The organism is Mesorhizobium sp. M0761, from assembly GCF_040320205.1.
Lineage (GTDB): Bacteria > Pseudomonadota > Alphaproteobacteria > Rhizobiales > Rhizobiaceae > Mesorhizobium.
The window spans coordinates 51,391-68,512 of sequence record NZ_JAMYPF010000015.1; the positions used below are offsets into that span (position 1 = coordinate 51,391).

Annotated in this window: 14 protein-coding genes and 1 tRNA gene; 6 read left to right on the forward strand and 9 right to left on the reverse strand. The window is 63.2% G+C overall.

The features are described from left to right. Nucleotides 1–47 precede the first annotated feature (47 nt). The 3 genes from NKI32_RS22390 to ppdK form a co-directional block, all read right to left on the reverse strand. A complete protein-coding gene (locus tag NKI32_RS22390; RefSeq protein ID WP_050588131.1) occupies nt 48–818 on the reverse strand; it encodes a polysaccharide deacetylase family protein in 771 nt (256 codons plus the stop codon). An 89-nt stretch (nt 819–907) separates the two neighbouring features. Beyond that, nucleotides 908–2,008, reverse strand: a complete 1,101-nt coding sequence (locus NKI32_RS22395; RefSeq protein WP_023747534.1) for a glycosyltransferase family 9 protein — start codon at nt 2,006–2,008, stop codon at nt 908–910. A 174-nt stretch (nt 2,009–2,182) separates the two neighbouring features. After that, nucleotides 2,183–4,888, reverse strand: coding sequence for a pyruvate, phosphate dikinase (gene ppdK / locus NKI32_RS22400; protein WP_353003640.1), 2,706 nt, complete (start codon nt 4,886–4,888; stop codon nt 2,183–2,185). A gap of 217 nt (nt 4,889–5,105) precedes the next feature. Between ppdK and NKI32_RS22405 the strand changes: the two genes are divergently transcribed. The 3 genes from NKI32_RS22405 (at nt 5,106) to NKI32_RS22415 (ending at nt 6,162) form a co-directional block, all read left to right on the forward strand. Next, entirely contained in the window at nt 5,106–5,450 is a 345-nt protein-coding gene (locus NKI32_RS22405; protein WP_023752797.1) for a VOC family protein, read from the forward strand. A gap of 110 nt (nt 5,451–5,560) precedes the next feature. Continuing rightward, nucleotides 5,561–5,635: transfer RNA gene (locus tag NKI32_RS22410), tRNA-Gln, on the forward strand. Between the two features lie 71 nt (nt 5,636–5,706). Beyond that, on the forward strand, nt 5,707–6,162 hold the full coding sequence (locus tag NKI32_RS22415; protein ID WP_023752798.1) for a hypothetical protein: 456 nt from the start codon (nt 5,707–5,709) through the stop codon (nt 6,160–6,162). Nucleotides 6,163–6,347: 185 nt separating this feature from the next. Here the strand turns inward: NKI32_RS22415 and NKI32_RS22420 are convergent, their stop codons facing one another. The 4 genes from NKI32_RS22420 to NKI32_RS22435 all read right to left on the reverse strand — a co-directional run bounded on the left by NKI32_RS22420 (nt 6,348) and on the right by NKI32_RS22435 (nt 12,811). Then, nucleotides 6,348–6,656 (reverse strand): hypothetical protein, encoded by a 309-nt coding sequence (locus NKI32_RS22420; protein WP_353003643.1) that lies wholly within the window; start codon nt 6,654–6,656, stop codon nt 6,348–6,350. A 1,224-nt stretch (nt 6,657–7,880) separates the two neighbouring features. Continuing rightward, nucleotides 7,881–11,339 carry a chromosome segregation protein SMC gene (gene smc, locus NKI32_RS22425; RefSeq protein ID WP_352838993.1) on the reverse strand — a complete coding sequence of 1,153 codons (3,459 nt, stop codon included), beginning with the start codon at nt 11,337–11,339 and terminating at the stop codon, nt 7,881–7,883. 69 nt (nt 11,340–11,408) lie between these two features. Further along, nucleotides 11,409–12,137 carry a DsbA family protein gene (locus NKI32_RS22430; protein ID WP_023692056.1) on the reverse strand — a complete coding sequence of 243 codons (729 nt, stop codon included), beginning with the start codon at nt 12,135–12,137 and terminating at the stop codon, nt 11,409–11,411. Between the two features lie 167 nt (nt 12,138–12,304). Next, nucleotides 12,305–12,811 (reverse strand): DUF721 domain-containing protein, encoded by a 507-nt coding sequence (locus NKI32_RS22435; RefSeq protein WP_023687168.1) that lies wholly within the window; start codon nt 12,809–12,811, stop codon nt 12,305–12,307. Nucleotides 12,812–12,861: 50 nt separating this feature from the next. Between NKI32_RS22435 and mutY the strand changes: the two genes are divergently transcribed. Together mutY and NKI32_RS22445 are read left to right on the forward strand one after the other, a co-directional pair. After that, a complete protein-coding gene (gene mutY, locus NKI32_RS22440) occupies nt 12,862–13,983 on the forward strand; it encodes an A/G-specific adenine glycosylase (protein ID WP_023692057.1) in 1,122 nt (373 codons plus the stop codon). A gap of 22 nt (nt 13,984–14,005) precedes the next feature. Beyond that, nucleotides 14,006–14,617, forward strand: a complete 612-nt coding sequence (locus tag NKI32_RS22445; protein WP_352838992.1) for an HAD family hydrolase — start codon at nt 14,006–14,008, stop codon at nt 14,615–14,617. Between the two features lie 48 nt (nt 14,618–14,665). On the opposite strand, the gene NKI32_RS22450 is transcribed toward NKI32_RS22445, so the two are convergent. Then, on the reverse strand, nt 14,666–15,799 hold the full coding sequence (locus tag NKI32_RS22450; protein WP_353003646.1) for a site-specific DNA-methyltransferase: 1,134 nt from the start codon (nt 15,797–15,799) through the stop codon (nt 14,666–14,668). 188 nt (nt 15,800–15,987) lie between these two features. On the opposite strand from NKI32_RS22450, the gene NKI32_RS22455 reads away from it, so the two are divergent. After that, a complete protein-coding gene (locus NKI32_RS22455) occupies nt 15,988–16,674 on the forward strand; it encodes an HAD family hydrolase (RefSeq protein ID WP_023698533.1) in 687 nt (228 codons plus the stop codon). Between the two features lie 5 nt (nt 16,675–16,679). Here the strand turns inward: NKI32_RS22455 and NKI32_RS22460 are convergent, their stop codons facing one another. Continuing rightward, the gene (locus NKI32_RS22460; RefSeq protein WP_245263559.1) at nt 16,680–17,111 is read right to left on the reverse strand and encodes a DUF1801 domain-containing protein; all 432 of its coding nucleotides are present in this window, start codon (nt 17,109–17,111) and stop codon (nt 16,680–16,682) included. Nucleotides 17,112–17,122 lie beyond the last annotated feature (11 nt).

Consider the following 17,122-nt stretch of genomic DNA (forward strand, 5'->3'; position numbering starts at 1 on the left):
GGCGACGTCAGTCCAAAGGCGATGAAACTGCCTGCCGCCGCCTGATCCTAATCAGTCGTCCCGTCGTTGCCGACACCGTCGGCGTCATCCAGCCGCACGAACGTCAGCCCCTTGGCCTTCAGCGCGAGCAGACCTTGCACGACGCCCTCGCCGGCGGCGTGGGTCGGCTGGTTGATGTGGGCGATGATGACATCGCCATCCTTGGCGGCGGCGATGCGCCGGGCAGTTTCTGTTGCGCCGAGCAACGAGCCGCCATCGCCGTTGATCGAAAAGCCGGCGACCTTGAAGCCAAGCTTGCGGATCATGGCGATAGCCGACGGGCTGTATTCGGCGGTCGCGCCGCGAAACCATTTCGGCGCCGGCTCGCCGGTGCCAGCGAGAGCGGCAGCGCCCGATTCGACTTCGGCCTGCACCGCTTCCGGGCTGCCGGCGCTGCGGATGCCGTAGATCTTGCGCGGCGTGTCAACGGCCGGGATGTGATGGCCGCCATGGTTTTCCAGTTCGAACAGGTCCGGATGCGCGCGCATGATCTCGACGGCGGCGGCGTTGCGCTTCAGCCAGATACCGGTGACGAAGATCGTCGCCGGAATCCGGTTCTCCACCAGCGCCGACAGGATCCTCGTATCGGTCTGCCCGCCGCAGGCGTCGAGCGTAAGCGCGACGCGGCCGACACTGCTACCGTCCTCAGCCTTCAGATGCAGCGCCGGCTCGACAAGCGGCGCGGCCTGGGCCGAGGACACGGCCACGATAGATAGCGCCAAGGCGCAAAACAGCTTTTGCAAGGGATGCCTGTCTTGTCTGAGAATCGGCGCTGTCATAGCCGCATCCCAGGACCCGCAACAAGGCGGAAATCGGGATAGTGGCCGTGAGAAAGCTGATATCCAGACAATGTGACCGCCGCGCACCGTCAGACGGCGTGTTCCAGTTCCACATGCGTGCGTGACAGGACTTCGCGCACGGCCGCGACGACCGGTTCGACCTCGAGGCGCCAGACGCAGCAGGCCTTGCTGGGATCGAGCGGATTGCACAGGCTGCCCGCCACGCAATTGCACGGCATGGATGGCTGCAAGGCGAGGCTGGGCACGCCGACCGGTCCCCAGACGGCCGGGCTGGTCAGGCCGAACAGGCCGACAACCGGCGTTCCGGCCGCTGCTGCCATGTGCATGGGGCCGCTCTCATTGCCGACAAACAGCCGCGCCTGCTGCAACACCGCCAGCAGCGTTTCCAGCGACAGCGCGCCGACGAGGTTGACGATCGACGCGGCACTGGCGAGGATCTGCTCGGCCGGCTTGCGCTCGTCAGGGCCGCCGACGAGTACGAAATCCAGTCCGGTTTCGCGCGAAATCGTGTCGATCACGGCGGCAAAGCGTTCATGCTGCCAGCGCCGGCCGTGAAAACTGGCGCCGGCATGCACCGCGATAAAGCCATTTGGCCGCAGATGGTGTTTGTCCAGCAATGCCTGGGCCCTCGCCGTCTCCATCGGCAATGGCCGAATCGACGGCACCCGCACGCGCAGACCGACGCCGAGCGGCTCGAGCGGCGAAAGGTAGCGGTAGAGATAGTGACGTTCGCCAAAACCGAACGGCTCGGCAAAGACATTGGCGGGCTGGCGCTCATGCCAGCGCAGCGGCCTTTCCGGAGGATTGTAGCCGATGCGGGTGCTGGCGTTGAGGAACCTGACGATGAGCCGCGATGTCTTTGAATCGGTGAGGTCGATGGTCAGGTCGAAACGGAATTGGCGCAGCTGGCTGATCATCGAATAGAGCTCGCGTCCACGCTCCAGCGGGGTGCCGCGCATGGCGGCGCGGCGGAAGCTGACGACCTCGGCGGCGATGCCGTGCGCGGTGACGAAACTGGCGAGGCGCGCCTCGCAGAGAAAGACGATCCTGACACCGGGATATTCGAGCTGCAGGTTCTTGGCGAGCGTGGAGGACAGAACAACATCGCCGATGAACTTGGTCTGGATAATCAGGATCGAGCGGAAGGGTCTGGGCGAAATCTGTAACATCTTTTTCTCGGCACCGGGCGGGTTGGGGGGCCGTGAAATTGGGAAGAAACGATGTCGGGATTGCGTGTTGGGGCGCGCACATCAGCGTGAATTTGCTTACAAAATCGTAAGCTTAGCGCCAAACGGCCACGCAGGGGTGGCCGTTTCATCGATACCGAAAGGACTATGTCGAAATCAGGATGCCGCGGCGCTCTTTTTGGGGCGCGGCACTGCTGTTTTGGCAATCTGCACCGCGGCTTGGGCTGCGGCCAATCTTGCGATCGGCACGCGGTAGGGAGAGCACGAGACATAGTCGAGGCCGACCTCTTCGCAGAAGCGGATCGAGGCCGGATCGCCGCCATGTTCGCCGCATATGCCGAGCTTGATGTCGGGCCGCGTCGCCCTGCCCTTCTCGGCAGCCATGCGCACCAGTTCGCCGACGCCCTCGATGTCGAGCGAGACGAACGGGTCCTGCTCGATGATACCTTTCTGCCGATAGGTCTCGAGGAAGGATGCTGCGTCGTCGCGCGAGATGCCGAAAGTGGTCTGGGTGAGATCGTTGGTGCCGAAGGAGAAGAACTCGGCCGTAGCGGCGATGACGTGGGCGCGGATCGCCGCGCGCGGAAGCTCGATCATCGTGCCGGTGAGATAGTCGATCTTGACGCCGGTCTCGTCCATGACAGCCTTGGCGACCGCATCGATGCGCGCCTTGACGTAGTCGAGCTCCTTCACCAGGCCGACCAGCGGCACCATGATCTCGGGAACGACCAGCGCGCCGGCTTTCTTGCCGGCCTCGACGGCTGCCTCGAAGATGGCACGCGCCTGCATCTCGGCAATCTCGGGATAGGAGACGGCGAGACGGCAGCCGCGATGGCCGAGCATCGGGTTGAACTCGTGCAGGGCTTCTGTGCGCTGCCTGAGCTTGTCGGGCGAGACGTTCATGGCGGCGGCGACCTCCGCCACCTCCGCTTCCGTCTTGGGCAGGAATTCGTGCAGCGGCGGATCGAGCAGCCGGATCGTCACCGGCAGGCCGGCCATAATCTCGAACAGTTCGAGGAAATCCGAGCGCTGCATCGGCAACAGCTTGGCAAGTGCGGTGCGGCGGTCCTTCTCGGTATCGGCCAGGATCATCTCGCGCATAGCGACGATACGCTCGCCGTCGAAGAACATGTGCTCGGTGCGGCAGAGGCCGATGCCTTCGGCGCCGAAGGAGCGCGCCATGCGCGCATCGAGCGGCGTCTCGGCATTGGTGCGCACCTTCATGCGGCGCACCGCATCGGCCCATTCCATGATGGCGGCGAAATCGCCCGACAGTTCCGGCTGCAGCATCGACACGGCGCCCTTCAGCACCTGGCCGTTGCTGCCATCGATGGTGATGATGTCGCCCTTGCGGAAGGTCTGGCCCATCGACATCAGCGTGCCGGCCTTGTAGTCGACACGCAGCGAGCCGGCGCCCGAAACGCAAGGCTTGCCCATGCCGCGCGCGACCACGGCGGCGTGGCTGGTCATGCCGCCGCGCGTGGTCAGGATGCCTTCCGAAGCATGCATGCCGTGAATGTCTTCGGGGCTGGTTTCGATGCGCACCAGGATTGCGTTGCGACCTTGCGTCTTCAGATCCTCGGCATCGCCCGAGGAGAAAACAATCTCGCCGGTCGCCGCGCCCGGAGAAGCCGGCAGGCCGACGCCGATGACATCGCGCGCGGCCTTGGGGTCGATGGTCGGATGCAACAGCTGATCGAGCGAGGCCGGATCGATGCGGGCGACCGCCTCCTCCGTCGTGATCAGCTTGTCGCGCGCCATTTCGACGGCGATCTTCAGCGCCGCCTTGGCGGTGCGTTTGCCGGAACGCGTCTGCAGCATCCACAATTTGCCGCGCTCGATGGTGAATTCGAGGTCCTGCATATCGCGGTAGTGCTGTTCCAGGCGGTCGGAGATGTCGACGAAGGAGCGAAACGCGTCCGGCATCAGTTTCTGCAGCGACGGCTTGTCGGAGCCAGCGGCAATGCGCGCCGCCTCGGTGATGTTCTGCGGCGTGCGGATGCCGGCCACGACATCCTCGCCCTGCGCGTTCACCAGGAACTCGCCGTAGAGCATCTTTTCGCCGGTCGAGGGGTTGCGCGTGAAGGCGACGCCAGTGGCTGACGTCTCGCCCATATTGCCGAACACCATGGCCTGGACATTGACCGCCGTGCCCCAGCTTTCCGGGATGTCGTGCAGGCGCCGGTAGGTGATGGCGCGGTTGTTCATCCAGCTGGAAAACACCGCGCCGATCGCCCCCCACAGCTGCTCGTGCGGGTCCTGTGGAAACGGCCTGTCGAGCTCCTCCTCGACCTTGGCCTTGTAGAGGGCAATGACGCTCTGCCATTCCTGCGCTGTCAGTTCGGTGTCGAGCTCGTGGCCGAGGCTCGCCTTCTGGTCCTCGAGGATTTCCTCGAACACTTCGTGGTCAAGACCCATGACGACATCGGAATACATCTGGATGAAGCGGCGGTAGCTGTCATAGGCAAAGCGGGCATCGCCGGAATCGGCTGCCAGCGCCTCGACCGTCTCGTCATTGAGGCCGAGATTGAGCACGGTGTCCATCATGCCCGGCATCGAGGCCCTGGCCCCGGAGCGGACCGAGACCAGAAGCAGCTTCGACGGATCGCCGAAACGGCGCCCGGTCAGTTGCCCGATATGGTCCAGCGCCTTGACGACATCGGCCTGCAACGCGGCCGGATAGCTGTTGCCGTTGGCGTAATAGGCGTTGCAGACTTCGGTGGTGAGCGTAAAGCCCGGCGGCACCGGCAGGCCAAGACTGCACATCTCGGCCAGATTGGCGCCTTTGCCACCGAGAAGGTTGCGGTCGTACGCACGTCCTTCCGCGGCGCCATCGCCGAAGGTGTAGACCCATTTGGTCATGCTCGCCCTCCAAGTTCTCGGAAGATTAGAACCCCGGGGCCCAAGACCCGGTTCCCCCGCGCTCCGACCCGAGCGTTATTATGCTGCAGTGCGAAAGGCAAGGCGTGGCCGGCCAGGCGCGCCAACTACAATCGATTAAGGAAAGCCGCATCAAAAAGACTTGCCGTATCGCTGCCCAGGATATAGAACATATAGGGAACAAGTTGGGAGCAGCGTGATGAAACTCAACGGAAAACTCGACTATCTCGAACTGCCCGCGACCGGCGCGACGCTGGACAGCGTCAAGGCTTTCTACAGCGCCGCCTTCTCGTGGTCGTTCACCGATTACGGGCCGACCTATTCAGCCTTCGGCGAAGGGCTCGATGGCGGCTTCCAGGCCGATGCAGGCGAGGCTCTGGCGAAACCATTGCCGGTGCTCTATTCGCAGGATCTGGAAGCAACCCTCGACGTTGTCGAAAGCGCCGGCGGCACGATCGTCAAGCCGATATTCTCGTTCCCGGGCGGCAGGCGGTTCCATTTCACCGATCCCGCTGGCAACGAGTTGGCGGTCTGGGGCGAATAGCGCGTCCCCCCGCCAAGCGGTGGATCAGTTTTGCACAGTGGCCAACTCGGCATTGAGCTTTCGTGCCGCTCGTCCTATAAGGCCGCGCGCAGCGGGCAAAGCTCGTTTGCTGGGGCGTCGCCAAGTGGTAAGGCATCGGTTTTTGGTACCGACATTCCCAGGTTCGAATCCTGGCGCCCCAGCCATCCCTGTTCGTCGGTGTTCAAGCACTTAGAAATTACGAATTCTAAGTGTTACACCCAAGCGGATAATCGACATGGCATCCGGCCTGTGGGAATCGTCCTACCCGCGCCGTGTATGGTTGCGGTTGGCCGACATTTGGGGAAACTTTAAAAGCATCAAAGTTAAGAGGAAAAGACGAATGCGCGCTGTTGCGGTTGTGCCGTTCATGGCCGTAGTGGCTTCCTTGGTGGGCTGCACAACAGACCAGGGGAATGCCGGTCAACGGTCAGAAAACAAGCGCCAATGTGCCGGGTTTGGTTTTCAGGAAGGCACCGATGCCTTTGCCAACTGCATGATGCAGCTTTCCCTGAAGCAGAAAGACCAACAGCCGCCCGACCACGATGCGCTGTTGCGCCAATACAAGTCCCTTAGCATGCGCCGCCAGGGTGACGATCGTTATCCGGTATGTAGCGCCGCCGACATGGGAAATGAACTCGACACCTCGATGAACAAATGGGTCGGCCCGAACTGCCAGATTGCGCCAGACTAGCAGACTTAACCTGCAACTTGATGAGCGGGCGCTATTCGGCTGGATGAAATTTCGAAAAGCTCCAGGAGCCCCAGCCAATTTACATGAAATAAAATTTACCGACGCCATGGATGGCTGCCGTCATGAGTATCTAAATCCCAAGCGACCCCGACTCCGTGGACGGAGCCGGGGCCGTGGGGAGAGGATCAGTAACCGTTGTCGTCCTGGATGACGACGGGATGATGCCGATGATGTCGATAATAGCGATGATGGCTGCGCTCGATCGAGCCGGTCACGATAACAGTATCCCGGCGATGATGTCTGCGGCCGTGGTCGTAGAAGGCAACCGTGCCGTGTCTGCGGTGATGAAGGCGTTGACCTTGGTCATTGATGATTCTGACGTTCCTGTGATGATGACGATGGTGGGTCGTGATGACCACGTCAGCTTCAGCTGCCGGAGCTACCGTTGGCACGGCAAGGAACAGCGCCAAGGCGCTCACGATCATTGTTTTCATTGTAATATCTCCATCTGCTAATTATCCCTTCGCGGGGATAACCGCGCCCCATCCCTTTGGTTCCGAGTAGCGTCGTTGGTCCACGGGCGCGATCAGTGACGGCTGCTCCCGCGCAACACGGCGTGTGAAGGAAGGAATTGCGACAACAGCTCTTGTTGGCAACTTCTGGTAAAGGCGCTCTTTCAAGCCGGCCACCAAGGTTACGCAACTCGACAAAGCAGCGCTGCGCACGACCATTCTATGTCGTCGCGTTCGATCTCCTGATCTGTGACGGGAAACACTTGTCTTGCGAGGAGGACTGTCGGCACAACTTTTCAGATTTACGAGAATACGACCAATCAGGCCATCTTAGATCGCCTAAGTCGGGCCGTCTCAGATCCCGTAAGAAAGTGCAAGGTAAACCACCGGCGCCAAGATCAGCAGAACCGCGATTCCGATAACCACTGCGATTGCCAGGCGCTCTGTTCGCCTGACAAGCTCAGCGACCTTGTCGTCGTCAGCCGATGGTATGAGGTCAAGAACGGAAGAAACTTCCGCAGGACTGTCGTTGTCGTTTGCGGGTCGGGTTGCGCCGTCACGCACAGATCTCTGGACAAAGGTCACTGTTAGCCTCGCTATTGAAACGCACGCCGTTGGCGGTGTCACGACAATCGGGTGCCCGCTAACCTCTCAGGAATGGCGGGCACCCGATTGACCACCGATGAAGGGACTCATGCTCGGCAGCCCGGTTCCAATGTATCGGGAGGGCATAGGTTGCCCGCCTTCGGGCCTATGGCTCCGACGTCAGGACTTCAGTCATACCCTGTTCGGACCTTGGTCTGGCAATCGACGAAGCGATGGCCGCCATTTTGTTTCGACGCAGAAAATGCGGGAACATTAGTAGGCTCTTACGAGTTCACTCCCAGCAACTAGTTCGGGAGAGATACGGTGAACAACATAATCTGGCTCATCGGAGCAGTCGTTATCGTGATTGCGATACTGAGCTTCCTTGGCTTCCGATAAACGTGGCAGCTGAATTGCTGTCGGAGCCTATTGCCATCTGTGCCTTTTAGGCATCGCTTTCGCGTTGGCCTGTGGGCTTTGGCGTTCGCTCTCAGGTGGTGCTTAAATTCCTTCTCTTCGAACCTTACAGAATGCGCGTCGCAAGCAGGTCGCAGGGGCGACGGCCCTGTTGCAACAGTTGGATCGAGGCCATCGCCGACGAAATCAACAAAGCATGCTGCGTCAGCTCGCCTCGCGCATCGCTTCGGCGGCCTGCAGATCGACCGAGACCAATTGGCTGACGCCCTGCTCGGCCATGGTCACGCCGAACAGGCGGTTCATGCGCGCCATCGTGATCGGGTTGTGGGTGATGATGACGAAGCGCGTCTCGGTGGTCGCGGCCATTTCGTCCATCAAATTGCAGAAGCGCTCGACATTGTGATCGTCGAGCGGCGCGTCGACTTCGTCGAGCACGCAGATCGGCGCCGGATTGGTCAGGAACACGGCAAAGATAAGCGACATCGCCGTCAGCGCCTGCTCGCCGCCGGACAGCAGCGTCATGGTCTGCGGCTTCTTGCCGGGCGGACGGGCCAGGATTTCGAGCCCGGCTTCGAGCGGGTCGTCGGATTCGATCAGCTGCAGTTCGGCCGTCCCGCCACCGAACAGATGCGAGAACAGCCGCTGGAAATGGCCGTTGACCACCTCGAAAGCGGCAAGCAGCCGTTCGCGGCCTTCGCGGTTCAGGCTCTGGATCGCTTGCCTCAGTTTGCGGATCGCCTCGATGATGTCCTCGCGCTCGGAAACGATGGCCTCCAGCCGGTCCGACAATTCCTTCTGCTCTTCCTCGGCGCGCAAATTGACGGCACCGAGCCTTTCGCGCTCGACCTTCAGCCGGTCGAGCTGGCGCTCGATCTCGGCCATTTCCGGCATCGGGCTATCGGCTTCCAGGCCGGTATGGCGGATGACCAGATGCGGCGGCGTGTTCAGCGTTTCCTGGATGCGCGCCTCGACCTCGAGCCGGCGCTCGTCGGCGGCGGTCAATCGCTCTTCGGCGCGGACGCGGGTTTCGCGGGAATCGGCCAGCGACTGGATCGCCGCGGTGGCGGCCTTGTCCAGCTCGGCCTGCTTGGTCTCGGCCTCCTGCAAGCGGTCGGCGGCTGCCTTGCGCAAGGTCTCGGCCTCGGTGAGCTGCGACAGCAGCGCGCGGCGCCTGGCGTCGATCTCATCGGGGGCGTCGGCCAACGTCTCGCGCTCGGCCTCGGCTTCAGCCCTGCGCTCGCCGAGCGAGGCGATCTGGGTCGAGGCGTTTTCGGCCCGCTGCAGCCAGTTGCTGCGCTCGGCGCCGATGGCGTCGAGCCGGCGCGTGCGCGCTTCGGCTTCGCGGCGCAGGCCTTCATGGACGGCGCGCGCGTCGGCCAAGGTTGCGCGGTCCCTGCCGACATTGGCGGCGGATTGTTCAAGCTGCAATTGCAGGTCGCCGAGATCGGGGGCGTCCTGCAGCAGCATTTCGGCCTCGGCGAAGGCGGCGGCCGTTTCTTCATGGCTGTCGACGATTCGTGCGCGCGCCTCGTCCAGGGCGGCGCGGCGGCTTGCCAGCTCGCCACCGGCCTTTTCGGCCTCGGCCAGCGCGCTGCGGGCGGCGTCCAGGCCGTGCTGGGCATCGCGCCCGGCCTGGCGGGCATTGCGTTCGGCCTCACTCGCCTGGCGGAGTGCCTGTTCGGCCTGGGCAAGGGCAGCCTCTGCCTCGCGCATGATCTGCGTCGCCTGCACCGCCTCGGCATCGAGCTCGGCCAGCCGGTTCTTCTGCGCCAGCCTTTGCGCGGCCGCGGTCGGTGCATCGGCGCTGGCGGTCAGCCCGTCCCAGCGCCACAGCGCGCCGTCACGGCTGACCAGCCGCTGGCCGGGGGCAAGCAGCGTCTGCAGGCGTTTGCCGTCGGCGGCATCGACGATGCCGATCTGCGCCAACCGGCGGGCAAGCTGCGAAGGCGCGCGCACCACGCTGGCGAGGCTCTTGAGGCCTTCCGGCAAGGCCGCATCGCCTGATTGAACCTGGCTTTCGCCCCAGTGCACCGGCGCGCTGCGGTCGAGCGGCACGTCGAGATCCTCGCCAAGCGCAGCACCAAGGGCCGTCTCATAGCCGCGTTCGACGCTGAGTTGCTCCAGCACCGACGGGAAAAGATCGCCGCTGGCGGCATTGAGGATCTTGGCCAGCGTGCGGGCTTCGGTCTCGATGCCGGCGAGTTCGGCCCTGGCATCCTGCAGCGGCGGACGGGCGGCACTCTCGGTGGCGCGCGCCTCGGCGACCGCCTGTTCGGCAGCAATGGCGCCGGCCTCGGCCTCCTCCAACCGGGCGAGCGCGTCCTCGACCAGAGCGCGCTTCTCGGCGGGATCGGGCAAGCCCGCAACCTTCGACACAATCTCGGACAATTCGCGGTCGACATCGGCCAGTTGGCGGGCAAAGCGATCGCGGCGTTCGGCGTTTTCGCGCAGCGTTCGTTCGATCTGATTGCGCGCGGCGGCGGCCTCGGCGCGTTCGGCGGTCAGCGCAGCGAGCTTGGCTTCGCTTGTGACAAGCGTTGCGCCGGCCTGCTCGAAAGCGGCCCGCGTCGTGGCCTCGCGCTCGGCGGCGCCGGCATTTTCGGAGTTGAGCGTGGCTTCTTCCTCGCGCAGGCGCTCAAGAATATCCGCATTGTCGCGGACCATGCGCTCCTCGCGGGCGATGTCGCCGTCGAGCTGCTGCAGCCGGCGCTCGAGTTCGGCCTGGCGGGCGCGGATGCGGCCTGCCTCCTCCTCGATCTGCGCCTTGGCGATCGACAGCCGCTGGAAGGCGGCGGCAGCCGCGGCCTCGGCGTCACGCAGATCGGGCAGCCGGTGGGCGCCGATGCCTTGCTCCCGGGCGGCAGCCATCTGGGCGGCGGCGCGGTCGCCGACCAGAGCTGTGGCAACCGCCAGCGCCGACCGCGCATCGCCCTCCTGGGTCTTGGCCAGCGTCCAGCGCAGATGCAAGAGCGTGGCTTCCGCCTTGCGGATATCGGCCGACAGGTTCTTGAAGCGCGATGCCTGGCGCGCCTGGCGCTTAAGGCTTTCGATCTGGCTCTCCAGTTCGCCGACGACATCGTCCAGCCGTTCCAGATTTTGTTCGGCCGCCTTCAGCCGAAGCTCGGCCTCGTGACGGCGCGTGTGCAGGCCGGAAATGCCGGCGGCCTCTTCGAGCAGCGCGCGGCGCGCCTGCGGCTTGGCCTGGATCAGTTCGCCGATACGGCCCTGTCCGACCATGGAAGGCGAGCGCGCGCCGGTCGACTGGTCGGCGAACAGAAGCTGCACGTCCTTGGCGCGGGCTTCCTTGCCGTTGATGCGGTAGAGCGAGCCGGCTTCGCGCTCGATGCGGCGCGACACCTGCAATTCATCGGCGTCGTTGAAGGCGGCGGGCGCGGTCCGGTCGCTATTGTCGAGGAACAGCGTGACTTCGGCGGTGTTGCGGGCCGGGCGCGTTCCCGAGCCGGAAAAGATCACGTCGTCCATGCCGGACGCGCGCATGTTCTTGTATGAGCTTTCGCCCATCACCCAGCGCATCGCCTCGACAAGGTTCGACTTGCCGCAGCCATTCGGCCCGACAATGCCGGTCAGGCCACGTTCGATGACGAACTCGCCGGGTTCGACGAAGGACTTGAAGCCGAGGAGGCGAAGGCGCGAAAACTTCATTCGCGCCTGCCTGGAAGGCACAAAGGTGCGCTGACGCCGAAGCGCAGTCGCTCCGGCGCCGCCTGGACGTCAGAGCAGAGGGTCGATGATGGCCGATATTTCCTCAATCGACATCGCACCTTTGTAGGTTTTCCCGTTGATGAAGAAGGTCGGCGTCGAGTCGACCTTGAATTCATCGGCGCCGCGCTTCTGGACCGATCTCACATCGTCCAGAAGTTTCTGGTCCGTCAAGCAGGCCTCGAAGGACTCCTGTGTAAAACCGGCGAGCTTGGAGATCTGCAGCAGCGCATCCTTGGTATTGTTGACGCCGACCCAGTTGGCCTGCTGCTTGAACAGCACGTCGACCATCGGGAAATAATTGTCCTTCGAACAGCGCGCCAGCATGAAACCGGCCTCGGCGCTCGGATCGAACGGGAATTCGCGCAGGATGTAACGCGCCTTGCCGGTGTCGATGTACTTGGTCTTCAACTCAGGGAAGGTGGTCGCGGCGAAATGCGCACAATGCGGGCAGGTCATCGAGGCATATTCGACGATGGTGACCTTGGCGTCATCCTTGCCGAGCTGCTTGTCGGGCAAAGCGCCGGGCTTCAGCAGTTCGGCCATGTCGACATTGCCGGAAGACTCCGGGACCTTGACGGCGGCCGGAGTGGCAGGCGTCGAAGCAGGCGCGGGAGCCGCAGGCTTCACATCCGCTGCTTTGGCATCCTCGCCTGAATCGCTGCATGCGGCGAGCATAGCCACTGCCGGAATGACGGCCAGCGAAGACAGGAGGTTTCTGCGGGACAAGCTACGGTTCATGCGAATCACCTGACTGTGGTTTGATTTTGCAACGCAAAGGCTAGAAAAGGCGAGAGTTGGCGGGAATTAAGGCATCGCCGTCCCCATTCCAATCGCCAAACTCTACATGCAGGATCACGAATGCGCGAGATAGATGACGCGTTCATGACCGACTGATTACCGGTTGATTACCTTGGCCGCTTCCTTTGGCCAAGAATTGTGGCGCCAAGACGCTCCAGCGAGGCGCGCAAGCCTTCATCCTCGATCTTGCCGACGGTATCCGACAATTTGGCCTTTTCGACAGAAGTCAGTGCTCTCGGCGTCGGTTTCGGCCGGGCTTTGTCCCTCAGCACCGGCTTTTGCACGATCCGGATCCTGCCGATCGCGTTGAAGCCGAGAAAGGCATTGACGCGGTTGATGATCTCGCCGGTCTCGTGCTGTAGGTGCAGCGCGGCCATGCCCTCGCAGGCGATGACCAGCACCGCCGGCTCGAACGGATCGTCCTCATGCATGCGGCGCGGCCACTGGATTTTTTCGGGGCGCGAATGGCCGGCGAGCCTGGGGCCGGCGATCTCTTCCCATGACTGCACCAGCCCGATCGAAATGCCGGCCCGCTTGCGCAGCACGGGGTCGAGGATCGCGGTCGCGAGATCGCTCACCGGAACGGGATTGCCGTAAGGCGTTCTCCCTGCCATGTACGTTCTCCAGCCACGCTCCTCACCAGCCTAGAGCCAGCCCGCGATCAATGGCACTGCACGAACAGACCCGCAAGGCCGCATCCGGACCAACTCTATCGGGAGAGATCGCCGCGCGTCTGCTTGCCTGGTACGACGCGCACCATCGCGAACTGCCGTGGCGGATCACGCCGCACGCCGCGGCCGGCGGTGCACGGCCGGACCCCTATCGCATCTGGCTTTCGGAAGTGATGCTGCAGCAGACCACGGTCGAAGCGGTAAAATCCTATTTTCGCGCCTTTGTCGAGAAATGGCCTGATGTGAAGGCGCTGGCGGCTGCGCCGGCCGAGGATGTGATGAAGGCCTGGGCCGGGCTCGGCTATTATTCACGGGCGCGCAACCTCAAGGCCTGCGCCGATCTGGTTGCGAGCCAGGGCGGCCGTTTTCCCGACAACGAAACGGGATTGAGGGAATTGCCGGGGATCGGCGCCTATACGGCGGCGGCGATCGCGGCGATCGCCTTCGACCGTCCGGCGGCGGTCGTCGACGGCAATGTCGAACGTGTCATCTCGCGGCTCTATTCGATCGCAACGCCGCTCAGCGAGGCAAAGCCTGAAATCCGCGCGCTCGTCGAAAGACTGGTTCCGCAGACAAGGCCGGGCGACTTCGCCCAGGCAATGATGGACCTTGGCGCCACGATCTGCACGCCAAGACGGCCGCGCTGCATGCTGTGCCCGGTGCGCGAGGATTGCAGCGCCATCCTGTCCGGCGACCCCGAGCGCTTTCCGGTCCGCCTGCCCAAGGTCGACAAACCACTCAGGCGGGGTGCCGCCTTCGTCGCCGAGCGCGGCGACGGCGCCATCCTGTTGCGCAAGCGGCCTGACAAGGGCCTGCTCGGCGGCATGACCGAGGTGCCGACCACAGGTTGGACAGCGCGGATCGACGGTGCAACCACTTCGGAGGCAGCGCCCTTCCCTGCCGACTGGCGGCGCGCTGGAGAGATCGCGCATGTCTTCACCCATTTCGCGCTCGAGCTCGAAGTCTTTCACGCTCAAGTGAAAAGTGATGCGCCGGAAGGGCATTTCTGGTCGCTGGCCCATGACATTTCCGGAGAAGCGCTGCCGACGGTCATGAAAAAGGTCATCGAAGCAGCGATACCGGGCGCAACCAAAAAACACCGCCCGATTGACTAGCATTCGCTTTGAAAGGCCAGAAATGACTGAAATCCGCCATATCGTGTTCGACATCGGCCGCGTCTTGCTCCACTACGATCCGAACATTCCGTTCAGCCGCCTCATTCCCGATGCCGAAGAGCGCAAGTGGTTCTTCGACAATGTCTGCACGCATGACTGGAACATCGAGCAGGACCGTGGCCGGACGTGGGAAGAGGCGGAAGCGCTGCTGATCGCGGATTACCCGGATCATGCTGAAAACATTCGCAATTTCCGACGCCATTGGAACGACATGGTGCCGCATGCCTATGAGGACAGCGTCGCCATCATGCTCGGCCTGATCGAGAGCGGCCACGACGTGACCATGCTGACGAACTTCGCCGCCGACACACTTGCCGAGGCGAGGCTGCGCTTCGATTTCCTTAGCCGCCCGCGCGGCGTGACCGTGTCGGCCGATATCCGTGAGATCAAGCCCGACCGCGCCATCTACGACCATCACGTCGCCGCGTTCGGTCTCGAACCGTCAGCCACGCTGTTCATCGACGACAGCCCCAGAAATGTCGATGGCGCCAGGGTGGCCGGCTGGAATGCTGTGCTGTTCACAGATGCAAAAACGCTCAAGGCGGACCTTGAGCGGTATGGCATCGCGGTATGAGCCGCGCAGAGGCCGGAAGGTAGCGCTCTACGACTTTACACCCTGAGATCAAGCCCCTGCCCGCTCCATGCCGAGCCTGGCGATGCGGCGCAGTTCGTCGATCGGGGTCAGGCCGCCCGAGCGCTCATAGTGCCAGAAGGTCCAGCCGTTGCAGGCGTCCAGGCCCTGCACTTCGGCGCCGATCTTGTGGATCGAGCCGGCGCTGTCGCCGATCGCCACCGTGCCGTCGGCGCGTACCTTGGCCGACCAGCGCTTCTTGGCGTCATAGAGCGTGGCGCCGGGCTGCATCAGACCGGTATCGATCAGGCTGACGAAGGCGACGCGCGGCTCGGCGCGCTTGCCGGTGAGCACGGTGAGATCGGCGCTTTCCAGCGGCCGCACGGCATCGATGCGCTCGTTGGCGGCGTCGATATAGACCTGTTCGCGCTCGATGCCGACGAAGTGACGGCCGAGCCGCTTGGCCACGGCGCCGGTGGTGCCGGAGCCGAAGAATGGGTCGAGCACGATGTCGCCCGGCTTGGTCGAAGCCATCATGATGCGGGCGAGCAGCGCTTCCGGCTTCTGCGTCGGATGCAGCTTGTCGCCATTGTCGTTCTTCAGCCGCTCGCCGCCAGTGCAGATCGGGAACAGCCAGTCGGAGCGCATCTGGATGTCGTCGTTCGATGCCTTCATGGCTTCGTAGTTGAAGGTATAGCCCTTGCCCTTCTGGTCGCGCGAGGCCCAGATCATGGTCTCATGCGCGTTCTGGAAGCGGCGACCGCGGAAATTAGGCATTGGGTTGGTCTTGCGCCAGACGACATCGTTGAGGATCCAGAAGCCGAGATCCTGCATCTTGGCGCCGACGCGGAAGATGTTGTGGTAGGAGCCGATGACCCAGATGGTGCCATTCGGCTTCAGCACGCGGCGTGCCGCCAGGAGCCAGGCGCGGGTGAAGGCGTCATAGGCCTCGAAACTCTCGAACTGGTCCCAGTCATCGTCGACGGCGTCGACCTTGGACTGGTCGGGCCGGTGCAAATCGCCGTCGAGTTGCAGATTGTAAGGCGGATCGGCGAAGATGACGTCGATGGATTTTTCCGGCAGCCGGTCGAGCGCGGCGACACAATCGCCCTTGAGGATCGTGTCCAGCCACTCGGATTGCTGGGGGGCGTGGGAGAGGTCGGCGACAAGACGCACGGCAGACATTTTTACACCCAAGGCACGCGTTACTGTTTACTCCCCGTTATGGTTACCGATCAGCGTAAATATTCGGTGAAGGACGCAACGGTCCAGGCAGCCCTGACGTCGTCAATTTGCGCAGCCCGGCCCGTTGGTGTATGTCGCGCCGCTTGAGCCTTGCCGGGCCTCCATCACCCTCCCTCGTTCGGATTGCCATGCCCCAGCCAGATCTTGTCATCTTCGATTGCGACGGCGTGCTCGTCGATTCCGAAATCATCGCAGCCCGCGTCGAGGCCGAATTGCTGACCTTGGCCGGATATGAAATCTCGGCTGAGGAATACGCCGAAACCTATGCCGGACTGACCTTCAAGGACATCATGATGCGGGTCGAGCAAAAATCCGCCATCCCGTTCCAGGCCTCGATGATCGACCGGGCCGAAGAGCTGGTCGACCGCAAACTGCGCAGCGACGTGCGCGCCATCGACGGCGTGCGCGAGGCGGTCGCCGCAGTCACCGCGCCGCGCTGCGTCTGCTCGAACTCACGCTTGGAGCGGATCGAGTTCATGCTCGAGAAAGTGGGCCTGCTGCCGTTCTTCGCCGGCCGGATTTTTTCAGCGCTGGAAATACCAAGCAAGAAAACCAAGCCCGCGCCGGATGTGTTCCTGATCGCGGCGCAGCAACTCAACGCCAATCCGGCAAACACCTTCGTCATCGAGGATTCGGTGCACGGCGTCACCGGCGCCAGGGCCGCTGGCATGCGCGTGATCGGCTTCACCGGCGCCGCGCACAGCTATCCCGGCCATGCCGATGTGCTGACCGAAGCCGGCGCCGAAACCGTCATCCGCCGATGGGCCGAACTGAAAAGTGTGATTGCCGCTCTGTCGGAGTGGTCGGACGCCTGAACCGATCAGTCCTTGGCTTTGGCCGACTTAGCCGGTTTCTTCTTAGCCATGTTGTAGGCAATCGCGGCGCGGACGAGCGCTTTCAGCGCATCCGCATCGATCTCGTCGCCCTCCGACACATCGATGGCGCGCCACACCTTGCCGTTGAGCCCGTTGTTGAACAGCCTGTAGGGATCGGGCAGGCTGGCACCGTGACAAAAGGTCAGCTTCACCTTGTCCTTGTGAGCGTTGCCGACGGCGATCATGCCGTCGCGTGACCATACCGGGCTGCCCATCCACTTCCACTCCTCGATGATTTCCGGGTCGGCGTCGAGGATGGTCTTGCGCAGGCTGGCCAACGTCTTGCCCCGCCAATCGTCCAGCTCCCGGATTCGGGCATCTATCCGCTCGGAGGCAGAGGCGCCTCCCTCGTCCTTGCTCGACATGCTGATCTTCATGGTCTGCCTCC